This is a genomic window from Arthrobacter sp. 49Tsu3.1M3 (assembly GCF_900168135.1).
Lineage (GTDB): Bacteria > Actinomycetota > Actinomycetes > Actinomycetales > Micrococcaceae > Arthrobacter.
Map to the genome: position 1 here is coordinate 330,384 of NZ_FUZD01000001.1, position 19,660 is coordinate 350,043.

The window sequence follows — 19,660 nt, forward strand, 5'->3', positions numbered from 1 at the left end:
GGCTACGGATGGGCCGGCGGCTGTTGCCCGTCCGCGCGGGCTGCCTCAGCCGCTGTTGCGCGCCCGGCTGGGCTGCACCCGCGGCGGTTCCCCCGGCATCTTCGGGAAGTCCGGCGGGAACGGCAGCTCCCCCAGCCCGGCCTCGAGGTCCCTGTTCCACCATTCCAGCAGAAGATCGACGGAACCCGCGACGCCCGCGTGCATCTCCTCCCAGGGGTCGCCGGAGGCTTTGAGCCGCTCCGGCACGGTGGCGATCGTGAAGTCGGCCGGATCGACGGACGCGAGCTCCTCCCAGCGGATCGGGCACGACACCGTCGCGTTGGCGAGGGCGCGCGGGCTGTACGCCCCCGCGATCGTGCGGTCGCGGTTCGCCTGGTTGAAGTCGACGAAGATGCGGGCGCCGCGTTCCTCTTTCCACCACGCGGTGGTGACCTGCGCGGGCATCCGACGCTCGAGTTCGCGGGCTGCCGCGATGACGGCGTGGCGCACGTCCAGGAACTCCCGGGTCGGCTCGATCGGGGCAAAGACGTGAAGCCCGCGGTTGCCCGAGGTCTTGATGAAGGCCTCCAGCCCGGCCTCCGCGAGGACGCGCCGCAACTCCCGTGCAACCGGAACGGCCTCGGCGAACCCGATCCCGGGCTGCGGGTCGAGGTCGATCCGCACCTCGTCCGGATAATCCGGTTTGCCGGCCCGGGAGGCCCAGGGGTGGAAGACCACCGTATTCATCTGCACCGCCCACACCGCGGCGGCGATTTCGTCAATGACCAGCTGGGGATGCGTGCGTCCGCTGGGATAGACGACGTCGACGGCGCGGATGAAGTCCGGGGCACCCTTGGGCGGGTTCTTGGAGAAGAACTGCTCGCCGTCCACCGTGTCCTTGAACCGCTGGAGCGTTACCGGCCGGTCCCCGTTCGCGGCCAGGAAGGCGTCCCCGACGTCGACCATGTACCGGGCCAGGTCCAGCTTGGTCAGTCCCGGGCCGGGCCAGACGACCCTCGCCGGGCTGGACACCCGCAATTCCCGGTCGCCGTGCGGACCGCTGACGGTGAGGTGGACTTCTTCCTTGGCCATGGGGACAACCTACCCCGGCGGCGTGGACAGTTGAAGAGCGCAGCCGACGCAGTGCAGTGTGCAGAGCGCAGCGGAACAGCCGTTCCACCCGGCATGATGGACACATGACAACGCCCGAGTTCCCGATCACCCTCGAAGTCGGCGACGCCGCAATTTCGGGCGTCTTTGCCGGCCCCGAGGACTCCTTCGCAACCCTGGTTGTTGCCCACGGCGCCGGGGCGGGAATGGACCATCCGTTCCTTGTGGGCTTCACCCGCGCCCTGAACGAACTCGGCGTGGCCACCCTGCGCTTCAACTTCCCCTACCGCGAGGCAGGACGAAAATTCCCGGACCGGCCGCCGGCTGCCATCGCTACCTGGCGGGCGGCCATGGACGCCGCCGCATCCCGTTCCGCAGGCCGGCCGTTGTGGGCCGCCGGGAAGTCGTTCGGCGGACGCATGGCCTCAATGGCCGTCGCGGAAGGCATGCCTGCCGCCGGGTTGGTCTATCTGGGCTACCCGCTGCACCCGCCGGGGAAACCGGAAAAGCTCCGCGACGAGCACCTCTACGGGCTGACGCTGCCGATGCTCTTCCTGCAGGGCACGCGGGACACGTTCGCCACCCCGGAACTGCTGGAGGCCGTGGCGGCCAAAATTGGACCGTCCGCGACCGTGGAGTGGCGCGAGGGCGGCGACCACTCCTTTGCCGTTGCCGGGGTGAAGCGCAGCGCCGACGAGGCGGGGGCGTCACTGGCGGCGACGGTCGCCGGCTTCCTGAAGACCCACGGCGATAAGACAGGGGCCGCGCTGCCCTGACCGGTCTGGCGTCACGGCCCGGCCTAACCGACGTCGCCGAACCGGCCCGCCCCGTGCTGCACATGCGCCTCGATGGCGTCTGCGGCAGCCACGGCCCCTCCTGCGTTGCGGACAACATCGTGCATCGCGGCCAGGTTGCGCCGGACCCGCGCGTCCGTATGGACCGCGGTCACCGCGGCCCGGAGCGCGTCGGACCCGACGTCCTCCGGCGAAAGGCGCATGCCAAGACCCAGTTCTTCCAGCCGGCGGGCGGTGGCCGCCTGTTCCGGCTGCTGGGGCACGGCCACCATCGGGACGGCGTAATACAGCGCTTCCATGGTCGAATTCATGCCGGCGTGGGTGATGAAGACGGCGGTCTGGCGCAGTACCTGCACCTGCGGGAAGAACGGCCGGGCCCGGACGTTCGGCGCAATCGTTCCGAGATCGGCCAGGCTGGTCTGGTCCCCGACGGCCATCGCGACGTCCCACTCGCTTCCACCGAAGGCATCATGGCACATCCGGAAGAAGTCCGGCCGGCGGTTCAGCGGGGTGGTGCCCAGCGAAATGAACAACAGCGGTCCCGTTCCCTCACGCTCCCAGTCGCCGTCGCTGTCCCGGCCGCCGACGCTGGGACCCACAAACCGGAACCGGTCATCGAAGGTCGCCCCCATGGGCTGGAATTCGCGGGGTAGGAACACAATGTTGAACGGCGCAGGCGGACCATCGAACATCCGCGGTGTCCGCACGCCCTGCCCGGCCGCGAACTCCGCCAGCAATCGGCCCATGGCCAGCGCAACCTTGGCCATCTCATCGGCGCCCTCCGGTGGCGGGGCAGGCATCAGCGATCTCAGCGAGAAGTGCTCGTTGGTGGCATAGGTGGGCATGAGGGCAATGGCCGGGGCACCGATCTTTTCCGCCGCCATGCTGCCGCTGAGCGTCATCGCGTCAAAGCAGATGGCGTCCGGCGGGTCCTGGCGGAGTTGATCCACCAGCGCCGGAAAGCTGGTTCTGAGGTCGTCGAACACGCGGTTCATTATCGGCAGCATCAGGTGCGCCTGTGCCCGCTGCCCGGGCCCCAGGGCGGGCATCGATGCCATCCAGTTCCCGCCGGACGCGTGAAAGTCCGCGCCGGTCTTGCGGATCAGCGGTCCGAAGTCTTCGGACGTGAAGTATGTGACCCTGTGCCCCCGGGCCACGAGCTCTGCCACGAGCGGCAGGGTCGGGTTCACGTGTCCGTAGGCGGGAATGGAGACGAACGCAAGGTGCATGGCCATCACTCTTCATCGCGTGGCTGAGTTCCTGTTTGCCCGGCGTCCCGCGGGCCAGGAGGGCCGCCGGCGTCGTGCTCCTTCATCATGCCCCTGTTGCCCGGGCGGCGCGAGTGCTCACCCGGCTGCGGAGTCCGGCGTCAGTTCCGCGGCTTGGTCCGGGCCGTCGCGGGCGCCGTCCACGGGTCTTCAGGCCACGGATGCCGCGGATAGCGACCGCGCATTTCGGCCCGGACCTGGGCGTAGGGCCCGGACCAGAAGGATGCGAGATCATCTGTCACGGCCAAGGGCCGGCGGGCCGGCGAGAGCAGGTGGAACAGCACCGGCACGCGCCCGTCGGCCAGCCGCGGCGTCTCGGCCCAGCCAAAGCACTCCTGCAGCTTGACGGCCACCACGGGCCGGCCGGTGGCGTCGGCCGCGTCCGGGTAGTCGATCCGGATGCGGGATCCGCTGGGGACTGCCAGCGACTCGGGTGCCAGTTCGCCCAGCCGTGCCGCCTCGGGCCACGGCAGCAGCCGGCTCAGCGGGCCTGCGAGGTCGATCCCGCCGGTGGATGCCCCGCCCGCCAACGCAGCGAGCTCCGGGGCCAGCCAGTCCTCCAGCCGGGCCAGCAGCGCCGGCTCGGAAACGTCGGGCCATGCCCCGCCCAGCTCCCGGTGCAGCAGGGCAAGACGGCGACGCAGGCCGTCCGCCGCTTTCGACCAGCCGATGGTGGCCAGCCCCTCACTGGCCAGGGCGCGGGCCACAGCTGCGCGGCCCTCCTCCGCGGGAGGCCGTACCGGGGAGGACGAGAGCACGATCGCGCCCAGACGGCGCTCCCGCCGGGCCGAGACCCGGCCCTGGCTAAAGCGCGCCTGCAGCGTGTCGCTCAGGAGATTGCCGGCGGCGGCCTCTGCGGTGTCGGCGGTCAGCGGCGCCGCCGAGCGGATGACGGCACCGGTCCCCGCGGCGTCGCGTCCTTGTGCGCGGGTCACTTCGGCCACTCCCAGCCATTCGTATCCGGACAGGGGGCTGCCGGCCGGCAACCCGGCCCGGGTTCCGGACGTGAGCAGGTACTGTGCCGGCCCCTCGCCCGGAACTCGTCGCGCCACCCGGTCCGGGAAGGCCAGGGCGACGACGAACCCGACCGCCTCAGCCGCACCAACGGTCCCAGCAGGCGCGGCGCCGGCTGGCTCCTCGTGCCCGGCACCGGTGGATTCCTGGCGGGCGATTGACTCCATCCGCCGGACGTCCTCCGCCCAGCGCCGGGATCCGGGATCACGGCCCGTCCGCAGCGCGGCAAGCAGCCTGGTGAGGTCTGCGCCCGGTGCGCGCTGGTCCCCCGAGACCAGGGCGACGGCCTCGGCCGCCGTGCGGTGGCCCACCGTGGCGGCGCCGTCCAGCAGGGCGCGGGCCAGCCGGGGGTCAGTCGGGACCCGGGCAAGGGTCTTGCCCACCTCGGTTGCGTGACCGTCCTGGGTGACGGCGCCGAGTTCCCGCAGCACTTCGACGGCCTCGTCCATCGCGGCCCGGGGCGGCGCGTCAGGCAGCGCCAGTCCACGGCCCCCGGGGGCTCCCCAGCAGGCCAGGACCAGGGCGGCGCCGGTCAGGTCAGCAGCCGCGATCTCCGGCGTAGGGTGCGCCGGGGCGGCGCCAAAGGCCCGCTGGTCATAGCAGCGGATCACCGTGCCCGGGCCCTGGCGTGCGGCGCGGCCGGCACGCTGGTCCGCGGACGCCCGGGAGCAGGACACCGTCACGAGGCCGGACATTCCGCGGCCGGCGTCGCGCCGCGGCTCACGGGACAGCCCGGAATCGATGACCAGCCGGACGCCCGGAACAGTGAGGGAGGACTCGGCGAGTGCGGTGGAAACGATGATCCGGGCAGTCCCGCCGGGCTCACGCCCGGAGACGGCGCGGTCCTGCTCCGCCGGCGGGGCCTGGCCGTGGAGTTCCAGAATCTCAGCGCGGCTCCGCCCGCGGAGCCGCGCGGCCACGTAGGAAACCTCCCACGCGCCGGGAACGAACACCAGGGCGTCCAGGTCCCGTCCGCCCGCCAGCGCGGCCGCGTGCCCGGCCGCTGCCGTGTCGGCCACGTGGTCCAGGAAGGCCCGGGCCACGCCCCGCTCATCCAGCCGCGGCGCCGACGCGGGTGCCCACTCCACGTCCAGCGGAAACAGCGCGGACGGACAGTCGATGACCGGTGCCGGGCGGCCGCCGTCGTCGTTTCCGTCCGCTGCCTCGCCGATCAGGGCGGCGAAGCGGGGGGCATCGAGGGTGGCCGACATGGCGACGAAGGCGAGGTCGCCGCGCAACTGTCGGACTTCGGCGAGCATGCCAATGAGGAGGTCGGTCTCCAGCCCCCGTTCGTGGACCTCATCGAGGATCACGGCGTCCGTGCCTTCGAGCCCCGGGTCCGCGAGGAGGCGGCGCAGCAGGATGCCGGGGGTCACGAACTCGATCACAGTACCCGGGCCCGTCTGGCGTTCCCCGCGGACCGTGTAGCCCACACGGTCGCCGAGCCGGGTGCCGTCCAGGGCGGCCAGGCGCCGGGCGGCCGCACGGGCAGCGACGCGGCGCGGCTGGGTGACCACGATCCGCGGGCGCCCGCCCCTCGCGCCGGAGACGATGTTGGCGAGCAGCGGCGGCACCAGTGTCGTCTTGCCCGTACCCGGAGGCGCCTGCACCACTGCGGACGCCCCCGCACCACGGGCCTGCAATGCCGCTGCGAGGGCTCCCAGCGATTCCGCAAAAGCCAGGGCCGCCCCTATGGCGACGAGGTCGAAGAGCCCCTTCGAGCAGGCTGGGTCCAGGGGTGCGGTCGCGGAAGTCACGCCTCCATTGTCCCTGCAATGGAGTCCTGGCCCTCCATCCGGGGCCGCGCCGCCAATCCGGCCGCCGGCGCGTGCACGGGGGCGGCCGCCGGCGCGTGCACGGGTGCGGCCGCCGGCGCGTGCACGGGTGCGGCCGCCGGCGCTACGGGTGCGCGGCCAGCAGCGTCCTGCCGCTCGCGACGGCACGGATTTCAATGCTGCGGATATCGGCTCTCGGGACAACCGTGGTTGCCGTCGGCGTCGCGACTGTCCCCGGCGTTGCCGTCCAGGTGGCCACCTGGGTCGTGGCACCGCGGGAGTCGACAACCACCAATCCGTACTCCTCCGGCGTGTGGAGACGGCCCGGCAGAGCGTAGTCGGCCGGGGACGGCGTGTACGTGCACTTCCAGTCGATCTGCGTTCCCCACGGCTGCGTGGTCAGGGTTCCGGTGGCCGCCAGGGCACTGTCGGCGACCGGCGTGAAGTTCAGGGCCGTCGCGGATACGGCGTGGATCTGGGCGGCCTGTGGCGGGGACGGCGTGACCGCAACGTAAACCGCGCCTGCGGCGGCAGCGGCGCCCAGCATGAGCCCGGCGACGGCCAGGCGGGTGCGCCGGCGTGCGCGCTGGACCTTATTCGCCAGCCCGGGCTGCAACTTCGGCGTCGGCCGTTCGCCGTCGGGCCGCCCGAGGGACTGGGCTTCCTCGGGTGAGAGTGCTGCCAGCAGCGACGGCAGTCCGGCAAGTTCGGCGACGGCGGCCCTGCAACCCACGCATCCGGACAGGTGCTCCTCGAACTCGCGCCGCTCGGAAGAGACGAGGGATCCCAGCACGTACGCGGCATCCCAGCGCCGGTACTCATCGGTTCCGTTCTGGTTCATGGCGTCACGCCTCCCTCCTGCAGGGCCAGCCGCATCGCCCTCAGCGCGTAGTGCAGGCGCGACTTCACCGTTCCCTCGGCCACTTGAAGATTTTGCGCGATCTCGGCGGTCGTCTCGCGCAAATAGTACGAATGAATGACGACGGCCCGGTGCTCGGCGGACAGCCCGGCGAGCGCATCTGAGACAAGCCACCCGTCCAGGATCCTGTCGACCCGGTCCGTCTCCGGAATCTCAGGGAGCTGGTCTGTTCCCGTTTCGTGCCGGCGGCGGGCGCTGCGCCGGTCATCGATGACGAGGTTGCGGGCGACCGTGTACAGCCAGGCCTGCAACGCCGTCTCCGGGCGCTGCAGAATCGCCGGGTGTTTCCATGCCCGGATCAGCGTTTCCTGCACGATGTCGTCTGCCAGGGCGCTGTCACAGGTCATTCCCATGACGAACCGCCATAGCGCCGGGGCGTAAGCCTCCTGCAACGAACGCAGTAACTCTGCCTCCTGATCGGACATTTTCAGCCTCCTTGGAGGTAGGACGACGCCGGGCGGCAAACAGTTCACTTGCGCCTGGCTGCGGTCAATGGCCGCAGCCCGCGTTGAACCTGCAGGCTGCCGGAACCGTTGTAGGGACAGGTCCGGCTGCCCCTGGCCGGCCATCCCCGAGGAGAGCACAATGAAGATTCGTCGCTCGGCGAGTGCCGCCGCGGCGTTGGGCGCCATCCTGCTGCTGGGGGCCCGCTACGCCGGGCACACAGCAACGCCGGCACCGGCCCCCTACACAGTCCCGTCAGTTCCTGCGACAGGGAACCCCCTGCCATCGCCCAAGGACCCCGCCAACAACGCGGCCCCGCCGTCAACTGTCGCCCCGCCCGTCGTGCCGGCCCCGCCGTCAACTGTCGCCCCGCCCGTCGTGCCGGCCCCGCCGTCAACTGTCGCCCCGCCCGTCGGGCCGGCCCCGCCGTCAACTGTCGCCCCGCCCGTCGGGCCGGCCCCGCCGGCGACCGTGGTCCCGGCGGCCCCGGTCCAAATGATCCGGCCGCCGGCGCCCGCCCCGCGGCGCGTCCTTCCACCGGCTCCGCGGCCCATGGTTCCGCCGCCCGCCCGGATGCCGGGCGGAAATGATCATGACGCCGACAACAACGGAGGACCGGACGACGGTGACGGCAACAGGTAACGGCCACGGGGCGCTTGGGCAGCGCCCCGGCAGGGGGCTCCTGCTCGGAGTGCCGGCGGCGCTGGCGGCCTTGGCCCTCAGCGCGTGCGGCAGTCCGGCCGGGAACCAGACGGCGGCGCCCACCTCCGGCCCCACCCCGTTCGCCTGGTTCCGTTCCGGACCGGCCCCGGCAGGATGGCAGCCACTGGAGCTTCCTGACACTACAGCCGTGCTGGCCATCCCACCTGACGCCGCTCCCGTGCCGGGCGACCCCGGCAGCGTGTCCGCGACCGTCACCGCCCCCGACGGGGTCCTTCAGATCTATCTCAATGCCACGCCGCAACAGGGTGACGAGTCCCTGGCCAATTGACTCGAATTCCGGCTGGCCCATCTCACGGGCGAGAACGCCGCCTCCGCGAGCCGGCTGCAGTACCGCGCCGGAATGGGGTTCCGGGGAGGCACCGGTTCCTGCGTGGAAGACACCTATGTGACGCGGATCGGTGCCCACAAATACCGTGAAATAGCCTGCCTCGTTGCAGGAACCCGGGGAAGCAGCGTCCTGGTCGTGGCCACCCCGGCCGATTCCTGGGACCGCTTCAGCACCGTGCTGCAGCAAGCGGTGGACGCGTATGCCCCCGAATAGGGGCACGCCCCCCGTCGGGCAGGGTGGCCTGGACCGTTGGATGGGGCCAGTTGGTCTTGGCCGGTTGGTTTAGTCGCCGGTTGGTTTAGTCGCCGGTTGGTTTAGTCACAGCGAAGGCGGGAGACTGGATCAACTCGATCACGAAAGTGGGAACCACATGATCAATCTCAAGCAGGACGCCGAGGGGTTCATCCGTATGAACCGGCATTTCCCGGAAAAGTCGCTCATCAGCATCACGTTCACGGATGGCTCACAACACGTCTATTCCGGGCACCGGCTCAACGGCATCTACGACGAGGCCCTGGCAGAGTACCGGGCGCAGAACCACCTGGATGCCAAGGGGTTCTCGCGGGCGCCCAAGAAGACGGTCCAGCCCGCGAACAAGATCGAGTTCGTTCCGGTGTACGCCGGAATGGAGCCGTAGCGGCGGCCCCTGGCCACCCAACGTCCGCCTGGGCCGGTCGGCCGCGGCCGGGTCGCCGTGCGCCCTGCCGGATCAGCCGACGCCTACCGCGCCCGGCCCGTGCGCCGGGCGACGGAGGGCCCGGGCGCGGATCCGCAGGTCGTTGTCGTGCACCCGCCGGTCGACGCCGGGCACCGGCGTCGGAGTGCTTCTCGGCCGCGGTGCTGCCGGAGTTGCCGGCGACTCCGGGCACAGATCACTTATCAGCCCCATGCCGGCATACTCGCGCACCGCGGTGATGCCGGCAACCGCTGCGGGCTTGTCCGCGAAGCCCTTTGACACGGCCAGTACTGCCCCGTCCGGTGCCCGGAGCCGAAACCTGAAGCAGGCATCGGCGTCAACGAAGAGTTCAAATGTGCCGGCCATGACGATCCTCCCGATTCGCGGGCTCCCCGTCCGGGCATCATTGCCACAGGTGAAGAGGAAGGCGTCGCTGTGCCCGCTGGTTTGGTTTGTCCCTGCGGCTGAACGGATGATGTCAGCCCGTCATTAAAGTCTCGCCGCGGACGTGGAACGCCCACAAGGCAAGTCACGTAAATACCAGGTAAATAGAAGCCAACAGCCGTGCGCGCGCAACCGCCGTCGGGTCCGCCGCGGGCAGGAACACTGCCGCCCACCGCGGTTCCCCTTACAGGGGCGGCCAATGGTCGCGGCAGTAGTCACCGTGGCTGGCGCCGGGAGACCCTTGCGGGATGACGCGGTCCCAGGAGGGGGCGACGGCGTCGCTCCGCTCGGAAGGCTCGGCTGCCGCGCTGCGGCCTGCGTCGCCGGGAAGCCAGGTCATGACTGAATCGTTGGACAACGTACCCCCCATTGTTTCTTGGCTGGAGGCGCACCGGCTCGCATTACGGACCGCCATGCGCCTCACGCAAGACTAGCCGGGAGCACTGACACCAAAACAGGGACTTTGGACCGTATCGGCGAAAGCCCACGGGCGCCTAGCCGTGACCGCCCGCAGGCCGCCGCCAACGGCTTTTGGCGCCGGACACCCCGGAGCGACGGGCAGAAATGTTTTATCCATTGGAAATGGAGGTCGCCGCGGCGGAGAATCGGGGGCAGTCTTGGGCAGCCCGCGCTCCACAGACAGGAAAGAAGGATGCGATGTCCCTCAGCGTTGAGGAAATGAACAAAGAGCTCCCGTTGGCGAATGTGCTGCCGGGCGACGCCGTCCCGTACTACATGGCATCGGGCGAATGCGCCCGCTATGAAATCAACGGCCAGCTGGTCACGGTGATCGACCGGGCGGCGGACACCGGCGGCACTTTCAGCGCCGCCTACATCTCCGGCGGCATGGGGGCCGAATCGCCGTTTGTGAGCCACGCGGTGGAACACAAAACGCTGTATGTCTTCGACGGCATCCTGCACGTCTGGCTGCCGGGCGAAGCCGCATCCTGACTCCCGGGGATTCCGTGGTGATCCCGCCGGGAACCCCGCACGCGTACCGGATGGCAAGCTACACCCGGTTCCTGAACTGGATGACCCCCGGCGGCGCCGAGGCCTACTACGAACGCGTCGGCACACCCATCGATTCGCACGTCCCGCCTGTCACCCCCGGCCGCAAGCCCAGCCTGCAGGAGTACACGGCGGTGGGCGCCGAATTCGGCATGACGTTCCCGGACGTCGAACGGGTGGCACCGTCTTTCCGGCAGGACGCCGGGCTGCCCTCGGCTCCCCGGACCCCCGCCTGCTTCCGCGAGCCCTTGACATGCCCGGTGGCGGCGTCTAGGACTGGCCTTGTCCAGTCCAATCCACCACCCTTAGGAGTTTGTTATGGCCACCACGCCCTACGGAATCGTGCACTTCTTCCCGGGAGGCACCAAGGAACAATACGAGGCGTCGCTTGCAGCCGTCCATCCAGGCGCGGGGCTCCTGCCAGAGGGGCAGATCTTCCATGCCGGCGGGGCATCCGAGGGTGGCTGGACGATCATGGCAGTCCACGAATCGAAAGAAAGCTGGGAAAAATTCCGGGACACGATCCTCATGCCCCGGATGCAGGCGGGTATTGAGGGCGGCTTCGCCGCTCCGCCCGAAGAGACGGTGATCGACCTCTACACGGTTCTGCCCTAGCAGCACGTACCCCGCACAGCCACGTCAGACGGCGCGCCCGTACCAGTCGAGTACACGCAACGCGCGGAGGGTGTTCCACCGGCTGGGCCGGCCGTCACCGTCATCAACCGGGAAATGGACGATCCCGGGATGCGTGTTTTCGAGCAACCACGTCCCGTCGGGCTGCTGCTTTGACCGGAGCAACTCCACGGCTTCGGCCACGCGCGGGTCCGGAGGCTCCCCCGTCGAACGGAAGTAGTCCAGGGCACGGAGCACGTCGTAGTGCCAGCGGGTCGGGAAGGAGAACGTCAGCCAAGCCGGCTCTATGACCGCGCCCGTGCTCTTGCGTCGGAACAGGCCCCGCTCCAGCAGATACTCCTCGCCCCGGCGCCGCGCGTCCACAGACTGCGCCGAGCCGCCCGTGGCCCGTTCGTGGGCCAGGAGGCCTTCGAGGACGTTGATCGTCGTGGCGGCCGAGGACACCACGGCGCCGGACTCCGCCCAACAGTTCCACCCGCCGTCGCCCAGTTGCTCGCCGACAAGCCGGGAGACGACGCCGTCGACATCCTGACCAAAGTAGGCGCCGAGCGCCACCGTCATACCATTGATGCACGGCTCCACCTCGCCGTGGAAATACGGCTGACCGCCCTCCTCCCAGCGGCAGTTGGCCCTGACCAGCGCTATGGTCTGGCGCATCTGCTCACTTCGCGGGTCGATCCCGAAGTCACGCAGCAGGAGCAAGCTGTACGTTGTGGCGGTCCACGGCTGGGGGACGCGGTCCCAACGTGTGTCACCGCCGGCATCATCCGCACCGCTGCCCTCTGGCCGGTCGCCGTCGGGGTGGTCGCCGTCGGGGCCGTCGCTCTCGGGGCCGTCGCTCTGGGCGGGGAAATATGCGCCATGCGCCCATTGGCCGTCTTCGTCCCGCAATGCCAGCAGGCGCGCACCCCAGCCTTCGGTCGCTACCCGCGCGCGCTCTGCGGTAACGACCCCGGGCGCGGCGCTGCTGAGATCCTGCAAACCTGCCAACGAAGGGAAGGATCCGAATCCATCAGCCAGTCCACGACGCTCATACGCCGATAGTAGCGCTCCCGGCTCGCCGGCATCGGGTGCTCACAGCCGGGCCCCACCAGGCATTGCCGGCGGATGTCCGTGGCCATCGGCCCGGACGCTCAGAAAGTCTTCGGCCGGATCACCAGGACAGGGCACGGAGAGTGGCTGGCCACCTGGGCGGAAACCGATCCGATGTGCAGCCCGGCGAAACCGCCGTGGCCGCGGGAGCCGACGATCACCAGGTCCGCTTCCCGTGCGGCCTCAAGTATTGCCGACGCCGCTGAGTCGTTCTTGATGGTCCGCGTCACGACATTGACGCCCACGGCGGATTTCGCCGCCTCGGCGCTCAGCGCTTCAGCCTGCTGCTCCGGGGAGTCCTCCGCCACGATTTCGCCTGCCGCCGTTTCCAGCATCGCCGGATACCACGCCATTGGCGCCTTGTTCCAGACAGTCAGGACCCGGAGCTCCGCACTGCGGTACCGGGCCTCTTCAACACCCCACGCCAGGGCCTCATGTGATTGTTTCGAGCCGTCAAATCCGATCACGATCACAAAGGGATCAACTTTTTTCATGGTTCCAGACTTTCACTGCCGGTTTGCGGCGCCTAGGGGCCTCTGACCCCATCCGGGGCCGGTGCCTCGCCGCGAAGGCCAGCAAGGCCGCCGCGGGGTTCAGACGATGCCACGCTTGGCGGCCGTCTTGAGCGCGTCGCGCCGGCTTACCGCCCCGAGTTTGCGGTAAATGGACCGTTCGTGGGTCTTGACCGTGTTCACGGAAATGTACAGCGCCTCGGCAATTTCAGCCGCGGTCATGATTGAGCGCATGTAGGAAAGGACTTCGCGTTCGCGTTCGGTCAGGTTCCAGTAGGACTGCGCACGAAGGCGGGTCTCACCCTGTGTCTCGCGTGCCATCAGCGCTGCGATGAACGACTCGTGCGCGGTGCCCCATACAGCGTGCTCCACGAGCAGATCCGCCAGTTCCTCTCTGCGTTCGGCGAAAGGACGCAAGACGGTTTCAGGCTCGGCACGGAGGACCGCATGTTCAATCCGCTCGTGTGCCGCCGCAGCGTCTCCGGACCCATGGGCCATGATCGCCTCGGTCAGGCTCAGGCAGGTGTCGATATATGAGCTGCCGCGGCGGTCGGCCAGTGACTCGGCACAGCGTTGGGAAGCGGCGGTGTCCCCTTCGCGGCGCAGCAACTCCGCCAGCAGCGTATCCGCCAATGCGCCGTGCCCCCCGGCACCCAGTGGTTGGACGGTCCGCAAAGCTCCGTCCCGGTCGCCCCTCGCTTCGGCAATTTTCGCCACCGCGATGGTGTCCAGGGCATTCCATGACACGGCGTACCGTCCCCGCCCGTGAAAGGACTCCAGCGCCGCACTGGAGTCGGCCAAGCGGGCCAGGTCGCCAGCGGCGCAATCAACCAAAACCCGATAGATGGCGCTGAGCGGACCCGTCGGGAACAGCTCGCTGCCCAATCGCTGCGCCTTGGTCAGACACGTCCGCGCAGCCTTCAGATCGTCATTCCAGTAGCACGCGATGCCACGGGCCAGCCAGGCCGGAGCCATCCGTTGCCGCGAATTCCAACCCAGCGCCTCTCCCCGTTCCAACGCCGCCGTGCCAAGTTCGTCGGCGCTCACGAGGTCACCGGCGATGGAGTGAGCCAACGCGAGTTCGGCCTGGGCGCAGATTTCCACGGCTTCCAGCTGTTCCGGGTTGGCCGTGGCCCCCGTTGCCTGGAGCAGCGCCGTCGCAAGTTCGCCGGTGCGGTGCAGCCGGAACTCCGCCTGCGCCAGCAGGAAGAGTCCTGTCGAGAAGGAACTGGAGCGGCCATCTCCTGAAATGTCCGTCGTCGACCGGCCGTCGACCGTCTCGGTGTGCAAGTCCAGGCGGCCGTCGGCAGGCAGCGGCTCATAGAGCGCCCGGTAACTGTCCAGTCTCCGGCGTCGAATTGCGTCCAGCGCGAAGGTCCGCGACAGCGCCCGGTCGGTGAGCTCGGCCGCGGCGGTGCCGTCGCCGGAAAGGGCACGGCAGACCGATCGGATCATCAGGATCTCTGGATCCTCGCCCCACGGTGCTGGGAGGTCCAGGCACAGCCGTTCAAGGGTCTGCACGTCGTTTCCGAGCAGGAATTCGAGCCAATGGGCGCCGAGGGAAATCACGGCCTGCCGGGGTGCGCGTCCTTGCAGCGCCTGGGCGACGCACTCGACGACGTCGACGTCCTGGTAGTACCGTGCCGCCACGCGGTGCAGGCGCTCGGCGAGCAAAGGGTCGCGCCGCTGCAGGATGCGCCGGCACTGCGCCGCGAAGAGGGAATGCCACCGGAACATCGATTCGCCCGCACGGTATTCGTGCTCCTCGATGAAGAGCCCGTTACGGAGGCATTCCTCAAGCAGCACGCCGCCGTGGGGACGGCCTTCGAGTTCGACGGCGAGCCGGCGGCCCAGCCAGTCGCTGGTAGTGGCCCTGAGAATGAATTCGGCCAGCGACGGTTCGATCTGGTCGAGGATCTCTTCTGCGACGTAGTCGGCGAGCGGGACATGCGTCGGGGCGGAGCCTGGCGTTGCAAGCGGCACGTTGCGCGCCTGCGCCAACGAGACGAGGCTGGCGTGGACGGCCACCGGCCAGCCGGCAGTCATCTTCCACAGCGACCCGGCGTCGAACGTTTGATCTTGTCCCAGCGCACTGGCGAACTGGGCAACTTCCTCCAGCGTGAAGGCCAGTTCGGCGGCGCGAAGTTCACCCAGTCCCTCGCCGTACCGGAATCTTTCGAGCTGGATGGACGTATGGCCGCGTCCCGAGAGAACCAGCCTCAGTGAGGGGGGTGCCGATGCGGCGAGCACCCCGACGATTCCGTTCGCCAGCCCCGGTCCGGCCAAATGGACGTCATCGATCACCAGGACAATCGGTTCGGTGAGGTGCTCGAGTGCCCCGAGGAGAAGGTCGTAGGAGGCCGCCCTGTCGTGGGCAAGGCTCGGGTCAAGAGCAAGGAGGGCGTCGGTTCCGGGCAACGGCAGTTTGCTCGCCGCGGACTGGATCGCCCCAACGACGCCGTGAAACAGCCGCGCGGGCTGCGTGTCGAACCGGTCCAGCGACAGCCATGCGCACGGCAGATCGCACTTGCGGACCCAATCACCCAGGAACGTGGACTTGCCGTAGCCGGCCGGGGCCGCGACGAGGGTCAGGCGGTGCGAATCTGCGGCCGCGGACAGGGCGCTTTCCAGACGTGGGCGCTCCAACGCTCCGAGACCACGCACAGGCGGGCGGATCTTGAACTGCGGACCCGGTACCCATTCGACTTCTAGCCTATCTCTCACATTCCACATGCTAGGTGGGGGCAAAAGGGCACCAACAGGGCGCAAAGACCCCTTGTGCGCCGCTCCATAGCGCGAAAACACGGCGATTAGGGCGACCCGATTGTGGCGCGGCTCGAATTGCATCCCCGGCTGTATCATCAGTCATGCCTATGAAGCACGGCAGCCCGACAGACCCGATTTTCCTTCATGACCTCGACAAGGCCGACCGCAGGCGGGTCATTATTTTCGCGATTGCACGGCTCATCGCATTTTCGGTTGTGGTCCTCGCCCTGTATTTCCTTATTCCCGTCGGGGGATTCAACGACGCCGATCCCGCGGGCGCCTGGGTCCGCCTGGCGGGTGTCGTGCTGGTCTTTTTCGCAGTCCTGGCGATTCAATTGCGGCTGATACTCGTGGCGCATATTCCGAGGGTTCGGGCGGCCGCGGCTGTCGCCGAAACCCTGTTGATGTTTCTGTGTCTCTTCGCGCTGCTTTACACATCAATGTCAATCACATCTGCGGCGGCGTTTAGCGAGCCCCTGAGCCGAACCGATGCCCTTTACTTCACCACTTCCACGTTTGCCACCGTCGGGTTCGGGGACATTACGCCGGTAAGCCAGCTGGCGAGGGGAGTCGTGTCCGTCCAAATGATTGCCGATTTGGGCGCACTCCTATTGATCGCAAAAGTGGCGTTCTTCGCGGCCGGGCGGCGTCTGGGCGGCGAATCCTGAAACCCGCCGCCGTCATCACCCAAAACGGATGACAGCAGACCGGCCGGCTGAAATTTCGCGGGATATGAAAGGGCCTTTACCCGCACACCGTTGGCAGCGCCGGGGTTCGGTGCGCCGATCCGCACGTCCGACGCGCGGCGTCCGCCCCGTAGGGACGGCCATAGCGGGCGTTTCCCCGGCGTGACAGATCACCCTGTGTGGGTGGGGCTGGACCGGCACGCCGAGTGAACAATGAAAATAGCCGTGAATGCCCAGCCGCGGAACACAAGCTAAGGCGGATCCCCTCATGTCGCTGAACGATCAGCCCGCTGGCCCCGCTAGCCCGGAACAGGAAGAAATTCTGCGGTTACGGGCCGAAGTCGCCCGCCTCCAGCAGGAACGGGACGTTGCCCGCAAGGCACCCCCTAGGCCGTCCGTGCGGCATCCGGGGCTGGCCCGGCGCATTGTGGCAATCGTGCTGGTGGTTCTCACTGGCCTGTTGGCCTTCGCGACAGTTCCGGCCCTTTACCTGCGCAGCGAAGTCATCGACACCGATCGCTACGTGGCCACTGTCGCACCGTTGGCCTCGGATCCGGCGATCCAGGCCGAAATCACCGACAAGGTCACCCAACAGATCACCGACGCCGCGGACTTCCAGACCATCACGCGGGATGCCCTGAACGAGCTCGCCAAAACGGCGCCCCGCGTGGCGGCCGTGCTCACCGGGCTGGCCCCGATGCTTGCGGAGCAGACCAAATCGCTCATCCATACCGCCGTTGCCAGATTTGTGGCGACACCGCAGTTCCAGGACCTTTGGATCCAGGTGAACCGGGTCGCGCACCAGGGGCTGGTCAACCTTGCCACGGGAAGCACGGGAGGCACGGTCAGTATTGATGAGAACGGCACGGTGTCGATTTCCACGAAAGAGATCATCGCCCGGGTCAAGACCCTCCTTGTCCAGCAAGGGGTGGACATCGCCTCAAGGATCCCGGAAGTTGATGCGCAGATCGCCCTGTTCCAGTCTCCTGAACTGGTCCGTGCCACGGAAACTATCCGGACCCTGGACCGGCTCGGCCCCATCTTGGCCTGGCTGACGGTGCTCAGCGCCGTGGGCGCCATTGCCGTTGCCCCCCGCGGCCGGAGACGGAGCACGACGAGCGGAGTGGGGTTGGCCGTGGCGGTGTCGATGGCGGTGCTGGCGCTGGCCCTGGTGATCGGGCGGAGTTACGTCCTGAACTCGATTCCGTCCAGTGCCGTCTCCCCCGACGCGGCCGAAAGCCTGGTCGGGGCACTACTGGTACCGCTGCGCACCAGCCTGCGCCTTGTCTTCGTCGTGGGACTGCTGATCGCCCTGGCAGCTTTCCTGGGCGGCCACTCGCGTCCCGCGGAATATGTCCGGCACGGCCTGGCGACTGCGGGCGACTATATCACCGGCAAGATCGGTGGCGGCCAGGCCAAGCCATGGCAGGTCTGGTTGGCCCGCTACCGGCGGATCATCGAAGCCACCGTCGTCGGCATCGCCGTGCTGGTGCTGATCTTTTGGCAGGACCCGACGGCGGCCGTCGCCATCTGGACGGCCGTCCTGGCCGTGCTGGTCATTCTCGTAGTCGAACTGCTGTGCCGGCCGGCCGTAGCCGGCGTGCCGGGCGCCGAACCCGGAAGCGAGCCCGGCGTCGAGCCCGGCGGTGAGACCAGAGTCGAGTCCGGCGGCGAGCCAGGCGGTGAGTCGGTCACCGCGGGCGGCCCTCCCGATGACACGTATCCCACGACACCCATCCCCCGGGCGCCCGAAGCCGGAGGAACCGGCGCGTGAAGGACCGGCGGGACCGGACCACCAGTTAGCGCCGCGCCAGCCGGCGCAGCGCGGCAGCGGCACCCGCCGCCGACACTGAGCGGGCCGCAGCCGCCGGCGCCAGGGGGCGGTCGGCGAGACCAGGGGCGGGACTAAGGGGCGGTCGGCGAGAACGGGAACAGGTCCTCGCCGGCGCCGTGCACCACCACGCAGGTAGCCTCGGGCACTTCCCGCCACGCCCCGCGGAGATCCCCCAGCGGTTCGGAGACGACCAGGCGCGCGTTGTCCGCCAGGTCATGAAGCAACGGGTTGTCCGGGTACTGGACGCGAAGGGTCGCGACGTCGGTGCTGTGGAACAGCGACCGGGACTGCCGTTCACTTGAGTAGCGGAACGCCCAGGTGGTGTCGCCGTCGGTCGTGGCCACTGTCATCTGGATCGGCTGCTCGATCCCGTGGCGCCGGCCGACGTCTTCAATCAGTCCAACCGCGGCAGCCACGGCCGCCCTCGGGTCCTGCTCCAGCCCGAAGGTCAGGGCGAGGAAAAAGAACAGCTCTGAGTCCGTGGCTCCCTCGATCAGCGGGAAGAGCGATGGCTCAACGGCCATGGCCAAGTCGCGCTTCACGGTCGGGAACTCCCGGATAAGTCCGTTGTGCATCCACAGCCAGCTGCCGTGGCGGAAGGGATGGCAGTTGGTCTGTTGGACAGCCGAGCCGGTCGAGGCCCGAATATGCGCGAAGACCCGGCCGGCCGACGCCTGGGCAGACAACTCGCGGAGGTTGCGGTCATTCCAGGCCGGCTCTGTGCTGTGGAACAACCCGGGATACGGCGCGGACCCGTACCAGCCAACGCCGAAGCCGTCCCCGTTGGTGGTTTCAACGCCCATTCGAGCGTGCTTGCTCTGCATCACGAGCGAGTTGGTGGGTTTGTACAACAGCTCCTCCAGTTGCACCGGCGAACCCGAATACGCTAGCCAACGACACATGGCATCCTCCCTCTGTTGTGGACAGCAGTCCATCACGGCGACGGAGCGGGCACATCATCACCCCGGGGTGATTCGGGCCGACGGGTGGGAGGTAATGGGTCCCAGCCGTGTTCGACAGTTCCCGGCGTCGCGTCCCCGCTGGTCAGCGGCGCACCCGGCACGGAGAGCGGCGCGAAAGGATCACCCCCGGCGGGTGACGCGCATGCGGGCCCATCACCCAACACTGGTGGTACCTGCCAGTGATTGGGCTGCCAGGCGAAAGCCCATGGAGGGGTGAGTCCAATGTCGAGACCAAGATCAGTCCTCGCGCGAGTGTTCGCGCTCGGGGCGGCGGTCGCCCTGCTCGCCGGCTGCGCCACCTCGGGACCCAGCAGCAGCCCCAGCGCGAGCCCGGCGGCGAGCGTTTCACCGGTTTGCGCTGCTGCCACCGACCTTTCAGCAGCCCTGACGAATTTCAAGGACACCCTCAAGTCAGGCGCTACGATCGGCCAGATCCAGGCGGCCCGGGATCAAGTTAAGAAGAGCTACGACGATCTGGTCAACGCGGCCAGCGACGCCGCCAAGGATCGGGTGGACGCCGTCAAAGCTGCCCAGCAGAAGTTCACAGCCGCCGTGAACTCCGTTCCAAACGACGCCACCCTGTCACAGGCGGCGAACTCGCTCAAGGACGAAGCGGCGAACGTGCAGGCCGCCATCAGCGATCTCTCGAATGACGCCAAGTGCTAGTCCGGGTCTTCCGGGATATCCGCGGTG

19 protein-coding genes and 1 pseudogene are annotated in these 19,660 nt (G+C 68.6%); 9 read left to right on the forward strand and 11 right to left on the reverse strand.

All coding sequences use genetic code 11. From position 1 onward, the window contains the following. Nucleotides 1–45 precede the first annotated feature (45 nt). A complete protein-coding gene (ligD, locus tag B5X90_RS01625) occupies nucleotides 46–1,071 on the reverse strand; it encodes a non-homologous end-joining DNA ligase (protein WP_079549758.1) in 1,026 nt (341 codons plus the stop codon). Between the two features lie 104 nt (nucleotides 1,072–1,175). On the opposite strand from ligD, the gene B5X90_RS01630 reads away from it, so the two are divergent. After that, nucleotides 1,176–1,865: an alpha/beta hydrolase family protein gene (locus B5X90_RS01630; RefSeq protein WP_079549759.1), complete on the forward strand. Its 690-nt coding sequence runs from the start codon at nucleotides 1,176–1,178 to the stop codon at nucleotides 1,863–1,865. Between the two features lie 23 nt (nucleotides 1,866–1,888). On the opposite strand, the gene B5X90_RS01635 is transcribed toward B5X90_RS01630, so the two are convergent. The 4 genes from B5X90_RS01635 to B5X90_RS01650 form a co-directional block, all read right to left on the reverse strand. After that, a complete protein-coding gene (locus B5X90_RS01635) occupies nucleotides 1,889–3,112 on the reverse strand; it encodes a macrolide family glycosyltransferase (protein WP_218670156.1) in 1,224 nt (407 codons plus the stop codon). 140 nt (nucleotides 3,113–3,252) lie between these two features. Continuing rightward, nucleotides 3,253–5,922: an ATP-dependent helicase HrpB gene (gene hrpB, locus B5X90_RS01640; RefSeq protein ID WP_079549761.1), complete on the reverse strand. Its 2,670-nt coding sequence runs from the start codon at nucleotides 5,920–5,922 to the stop codon at nucleotides 3,253–3,255. A gap of 142 nt (nucleotides 5,923–6,064) precedes the next feature. Continuing rightward, the gene (locus B5X90_RS01645) at nucleotides 6,065–6,781 is read right to left on the reverse strand and encodes an anti-sigma factor family protein (protein ID WP_079549762.1); all 717 of its coding nucleotides are present in this window, start codon (nucleotides 6,779–6,781) and stop codon (nucleotides 6,065–6,067) included. Then, entirely contained in the window at nucleotides 6,778–7,284 is a 507-nt protein-coding gene (locus B5X90_RS01650; RefSeq protein WP_143264611.1) for a sigma-70 family RNA polymerase sigma factor, read from the reverse strand. Before B5X90_RS01650 ends, B5X90_RS01645 begins: the two co-directional genes overlap by 4 nt. Nucleotides 7,285–7,895: 611 nt before the next feature. Between B5X90_RS01650 and B5X90_RS01660 the strand changes: the two genes are divergently transcribed. The 3 genes from B5X90_RS01660 (at nucleotide 7,896) to B5X90_RS01665 (ending at nucleotide 8,991) form a co-directional block, all read left to right on the forward strand. Beyond that, complete coding sequence (locus B5X90_RS01660) at nucleotides 7,896–8,294, forward strand: hypothetical protein (protein WP_143264612.1); 399 nt, start codon at nucleotides 7,896–7,898, stop codon at nucleotides 8,292–8,294. A 102-nt stretch (nucleotides 8,295–8,396) separates the two neighbouring features. Further along, the gene (locus tag B5X90_RS21160; protein WP_179129004.1) at nucleotides 8,397–8,567 is read left to right on the forward strand and encodes a hypothetical protein; all 171 of its coding nucleotides are present in this window, start codon (nucleotides 8,397–8,399) and stop codon (nucleotides 8,565–8,567) included. Nucleotides 8,568–8,724: 157 nt separating this feature from the next. Continuing rightward, complete coding sequence (locus tag B5X90_RS01665; protein WP_079549765.1) at nucleotides 8,725–8,991, forward strand: hypothetical protein; 267 nt, start codon at nucleotides 8,725–8,727, stop codon at nucleotides 8,989–8,991. A 72-nt stretch (nucleotides 8,992–9,063) separates the two neighbouring features. On the opposite strand, the gene B5X90_RS01670 is transcribed toward B5X90_RS01665, so the two are convergent. After that, nucleotides 9,064–9,396, reverse strand: coding sequence for a YegP family protein (locus B5X90_RS01670; RefSeq protein WP_079549766.1), 333 nt, complete (start codon nucleotides 9,394–9,396; stop codon nucleotides 9,064–9,066). Between the two features lie 262 nt (nucleotides 9,397–9,658). Further along, nucleotides 9,659–9,814: a hypothetical protein gene (locus B5X90_RS21165; protein ID WP_179129005.1), complete on the reverse strand. Its 156-nt coding sequence runs from the start codon at nucleotides 9,812–9,814 to the stop codon at nucleotides 9,659–9,661. 317 nt (nucleotides 9,815–10,131) lie between these two features. Here B5X90_RS21165 and B5X90_RS21475 point away from each other — a divergent pair, with 317 nt between their 5' ends. Both B5X90_RS21475 and B5X90_RS01680 read left to right on the forward strand, forming a co-directional pair. Further along, a complete protein-coding gene (locus tag B5X90_RS21475; RefSeq protein ID WP_256860003.1) occupies nucleotides 10,132–10,425 on the forward strand; it encodes a hypothetical protein in 294 nt (97 codons plus the stop codon). 375 nt (nucleotides 10,426–10,800) lie between these two features. Next, the gene (locus B5X90_RS01680; protein ID WP_079549767.1) at nucleotides 10,801–11,097 is read left to right on the forward strand and encodes a hypothetical protein; all 297 of its coding nucleotides are present in this window, start codon (nucleotides 10,801–10,803) and stop codon (nucleotides 11,095–11,097) included. Between the two features lie 24 nt (nucleotides 11,098–11,121). On the opposite strand, the pseudogene B5X90_RS01685 reads toward B5X90_RS01680, so the two are convergent. From B5X90_RS01685 to B5X90_RS01695, 3 genes and pseudogenes are all read right to left on the reverse strand, one after another. Then, nucleotides 11,122–12,149 (reverse strand): annotated as a pseudogene (locus tag B5X90_RS01685) (hypothetical protein). A 99-nt stretch (nucleotides 12,150–12,248) separates the two neighbouring features. Beyond that, nucleotides 12,249–12,701, reverse strand: a complete 453-nt coding sequence (locus B5X90_RS01690) for a universal stress protein (protein WP_079549768.1) — start codon at nucleotides 12,699–12,701, stop codon at nucleotides 12,249–12,251. A 99-nt stretch (nucleotides 12,702–12,800) separates the two neighbouring features. Next, nucleotides 12,801–15,443 carry a helix-turn-helix transcriptional regulator gene (locus B5X90_RS01695; protein ID WP_179129006.1) on the reverse strand — a complete coding sequence of 881 codons (2,643 nt, stop codon included), beginning with the start codon at nucleotides 15,441–15,443 and terminating at the stop codon, nucleotides 12,801–12,803. 149 nt (nucleotides 15,444–15,592) lie between these two features. Between B5X90_RS01695 and B5X90_RS01700 the strand changes: the two genes are divergently transcribed. Both B5X90_RS01700 and B5X90_RS01705 read left to right on the forward strand, forming a co-directional pair. Further along, entirely contained in the window at nucleotides 15,593–16,153 is a 561-nt protein-coding gene (locus B5X90_RS01700; RefSeq protein WP_079549770.1) for a potassium channel family protein, read from the forward strand. Nucleotides 16,154–16,439: 286 nt separating this feature from the next. Then, nucleotides 16,440–17,945: a hypothetical protein gene (locus B5X90_RS01705; protein ID WP_079549771.1), complete on the forward strand. Its 1,506-nt coding sequence runs from the start codon at nucleotides 16,440–16,442 to the stop codon at nucleotides 17,943–17,945. 131 nt (nucleotides 17,946–18,076) lie between these two features. Here the strand turns inward: B5X90_RS01705 and B5X90_RS01710 are convergent, their stop codons facing one another. Next, nucleotides 18,077–18,907 carry a class II glutamine amidotransferase gene (locus B5X90_RS01710; RefSeq protein ID WP_079549772.1) on the reverse strand — a complete coding sequence of 277 codons (831 nt, stop codon included), beginning with the start codon at nucleotides 18,905–18,907 and terminating at the stop codon, nucleotides 18,077–18,079. 282 nt (nucleotides 18,908–19,189) lie between these two features. On the opposite strand from B5X90_RS01710, the gene B5X90_RS01715 reads away from it, so the two are divergent. Next, entirely contained in the window at nucleotides 19,190–19,633 is a 444-nt protein-coding gene (locus tag B5X90_RS01715) for a hypothetical protein (RefSeq protein ID WP_256860004.1), read from the forward strand. The last annotated feature ends 27 nt before the right edge of the window (nucleotides 19,634–19,660 follow it).

Excerpts from the sequence above, each read along its gene's own strand:
- ligD (WP_079549758.1), bottom strand. The coding sequence starts at position 1,071 with ATGGCCAAGGAAGAAGTCCACCTCACCGTCAGCGGTCCGCACGGCGAC.
- B5X90_RS01630 (WP_079549759.1), top strand. The coding sequence starts at position 1,176 with ATGACAACGCCCGAGTTCCCGATCACCCTCGAAGTCGGCGACGCCGCA.
- B5X90_RS01635 (WP_218670156.1), bottom strand. The coding sequence starts at position 3,112 with ATGCACCTTGCGTTCGTCTCCATTCCCGCCTACGGACACGTGAACCCG.
- B5X90_RS01645 (WP_079549762.1), bottom strand. The coding sequence starts at position 6,781 with ATGAACCAGAACGGAACCGATGAGTACCGGCGCTGGGATGCCGCGTAC.
- B5X90_RS01650 (WP_143264611.1), bottom strand. The coding sequence starts at position 7,284 with ATGTCCGATCAGGAGGCAGAGTTACTGCGTTCGTTGCAGGAGGCTTAC.
- B5X90_RS01660 (WP_143264612.1), top strand. The coding sequence starts at position 7,896 with ATGACGCCGACAACAACGGAGGACCGGACGACGGTGACGGCAACAGGT.
- B5X90_RS01665 (WP_079549765.1), top strand. The coding sequence starts at position 8,725 with ATGATCAATCTCAAGCAGGACGCCGAGGGGTTCATCCGTATGAACCGG.
- B5X90_RS01670 (WP_079549766.1), bottom strand. The coding sequence starts at position 9,396 with ATGGCCGGCACATTTGAACTCTTCGTTGACGCCGATGCCTGCTTCAGG.
- B5X90_RS21165 (WP_179129005.1), bottom strand. The coding sequence starts at position 9,814 with ATGACCTGGCTTCCCGGCGACGCAGGCCGCAGCGCGGCAGCCGAGCCT.
- B5X90_RS21475 (WP_256860003.1), top strand. The coding sequence starts at position 10,132 with ATGTCCCTCAGCGTTGAGGAAATGAACAAAGAGCTCCCGTTGGCGAAT.
- B5X90_RS01680 (WP_079549767.1), top strand. The coding sequence starts at position 10,801 with ATGGCCACCACGCCCTACGGAATCGTGCACTTCTTCCCGGGAGGCACC.
- B5X90_RS01690 (WP_079549768.1), bottom strand. The coding sequence starts at position 12,701 with ATGAAAAAAGTTGATCCCTTTGTGATCGTGATCGGATTTGACGGCTCG.
- B5X90_RS01700 (WP_079549770.1), top strand. The coding sequence starts at position 15,593 with ATGAAGCACGGCAGCCCGACAGACCCGATTTTCCTTCATGACCTCGAC.
- B5X90_RS01705 (WP_079549771.1), top strand. The coding sequence starts at position 16,440 with ATGTCGCTGAACGATCAGCCCGCTGGCCCCGCTAGCCCGGAACAGGAA.
- B5X90_RS01710 (WP_079549772.1), bottom strand. The coding sequence starts at position 18,907 with ATGTGTCGTTGGCTAGCGTATTCGGGTTCGCCGGTGCAACTGGAGGAG.
- B5X90_RS01715 (WP_256860004.1), top strand. The coding sequence starts at position 19,190 with ATGTCGAGACCAAGATCAGTCCTCGCGCGAGTGTTCGCGCTCGGGGCG.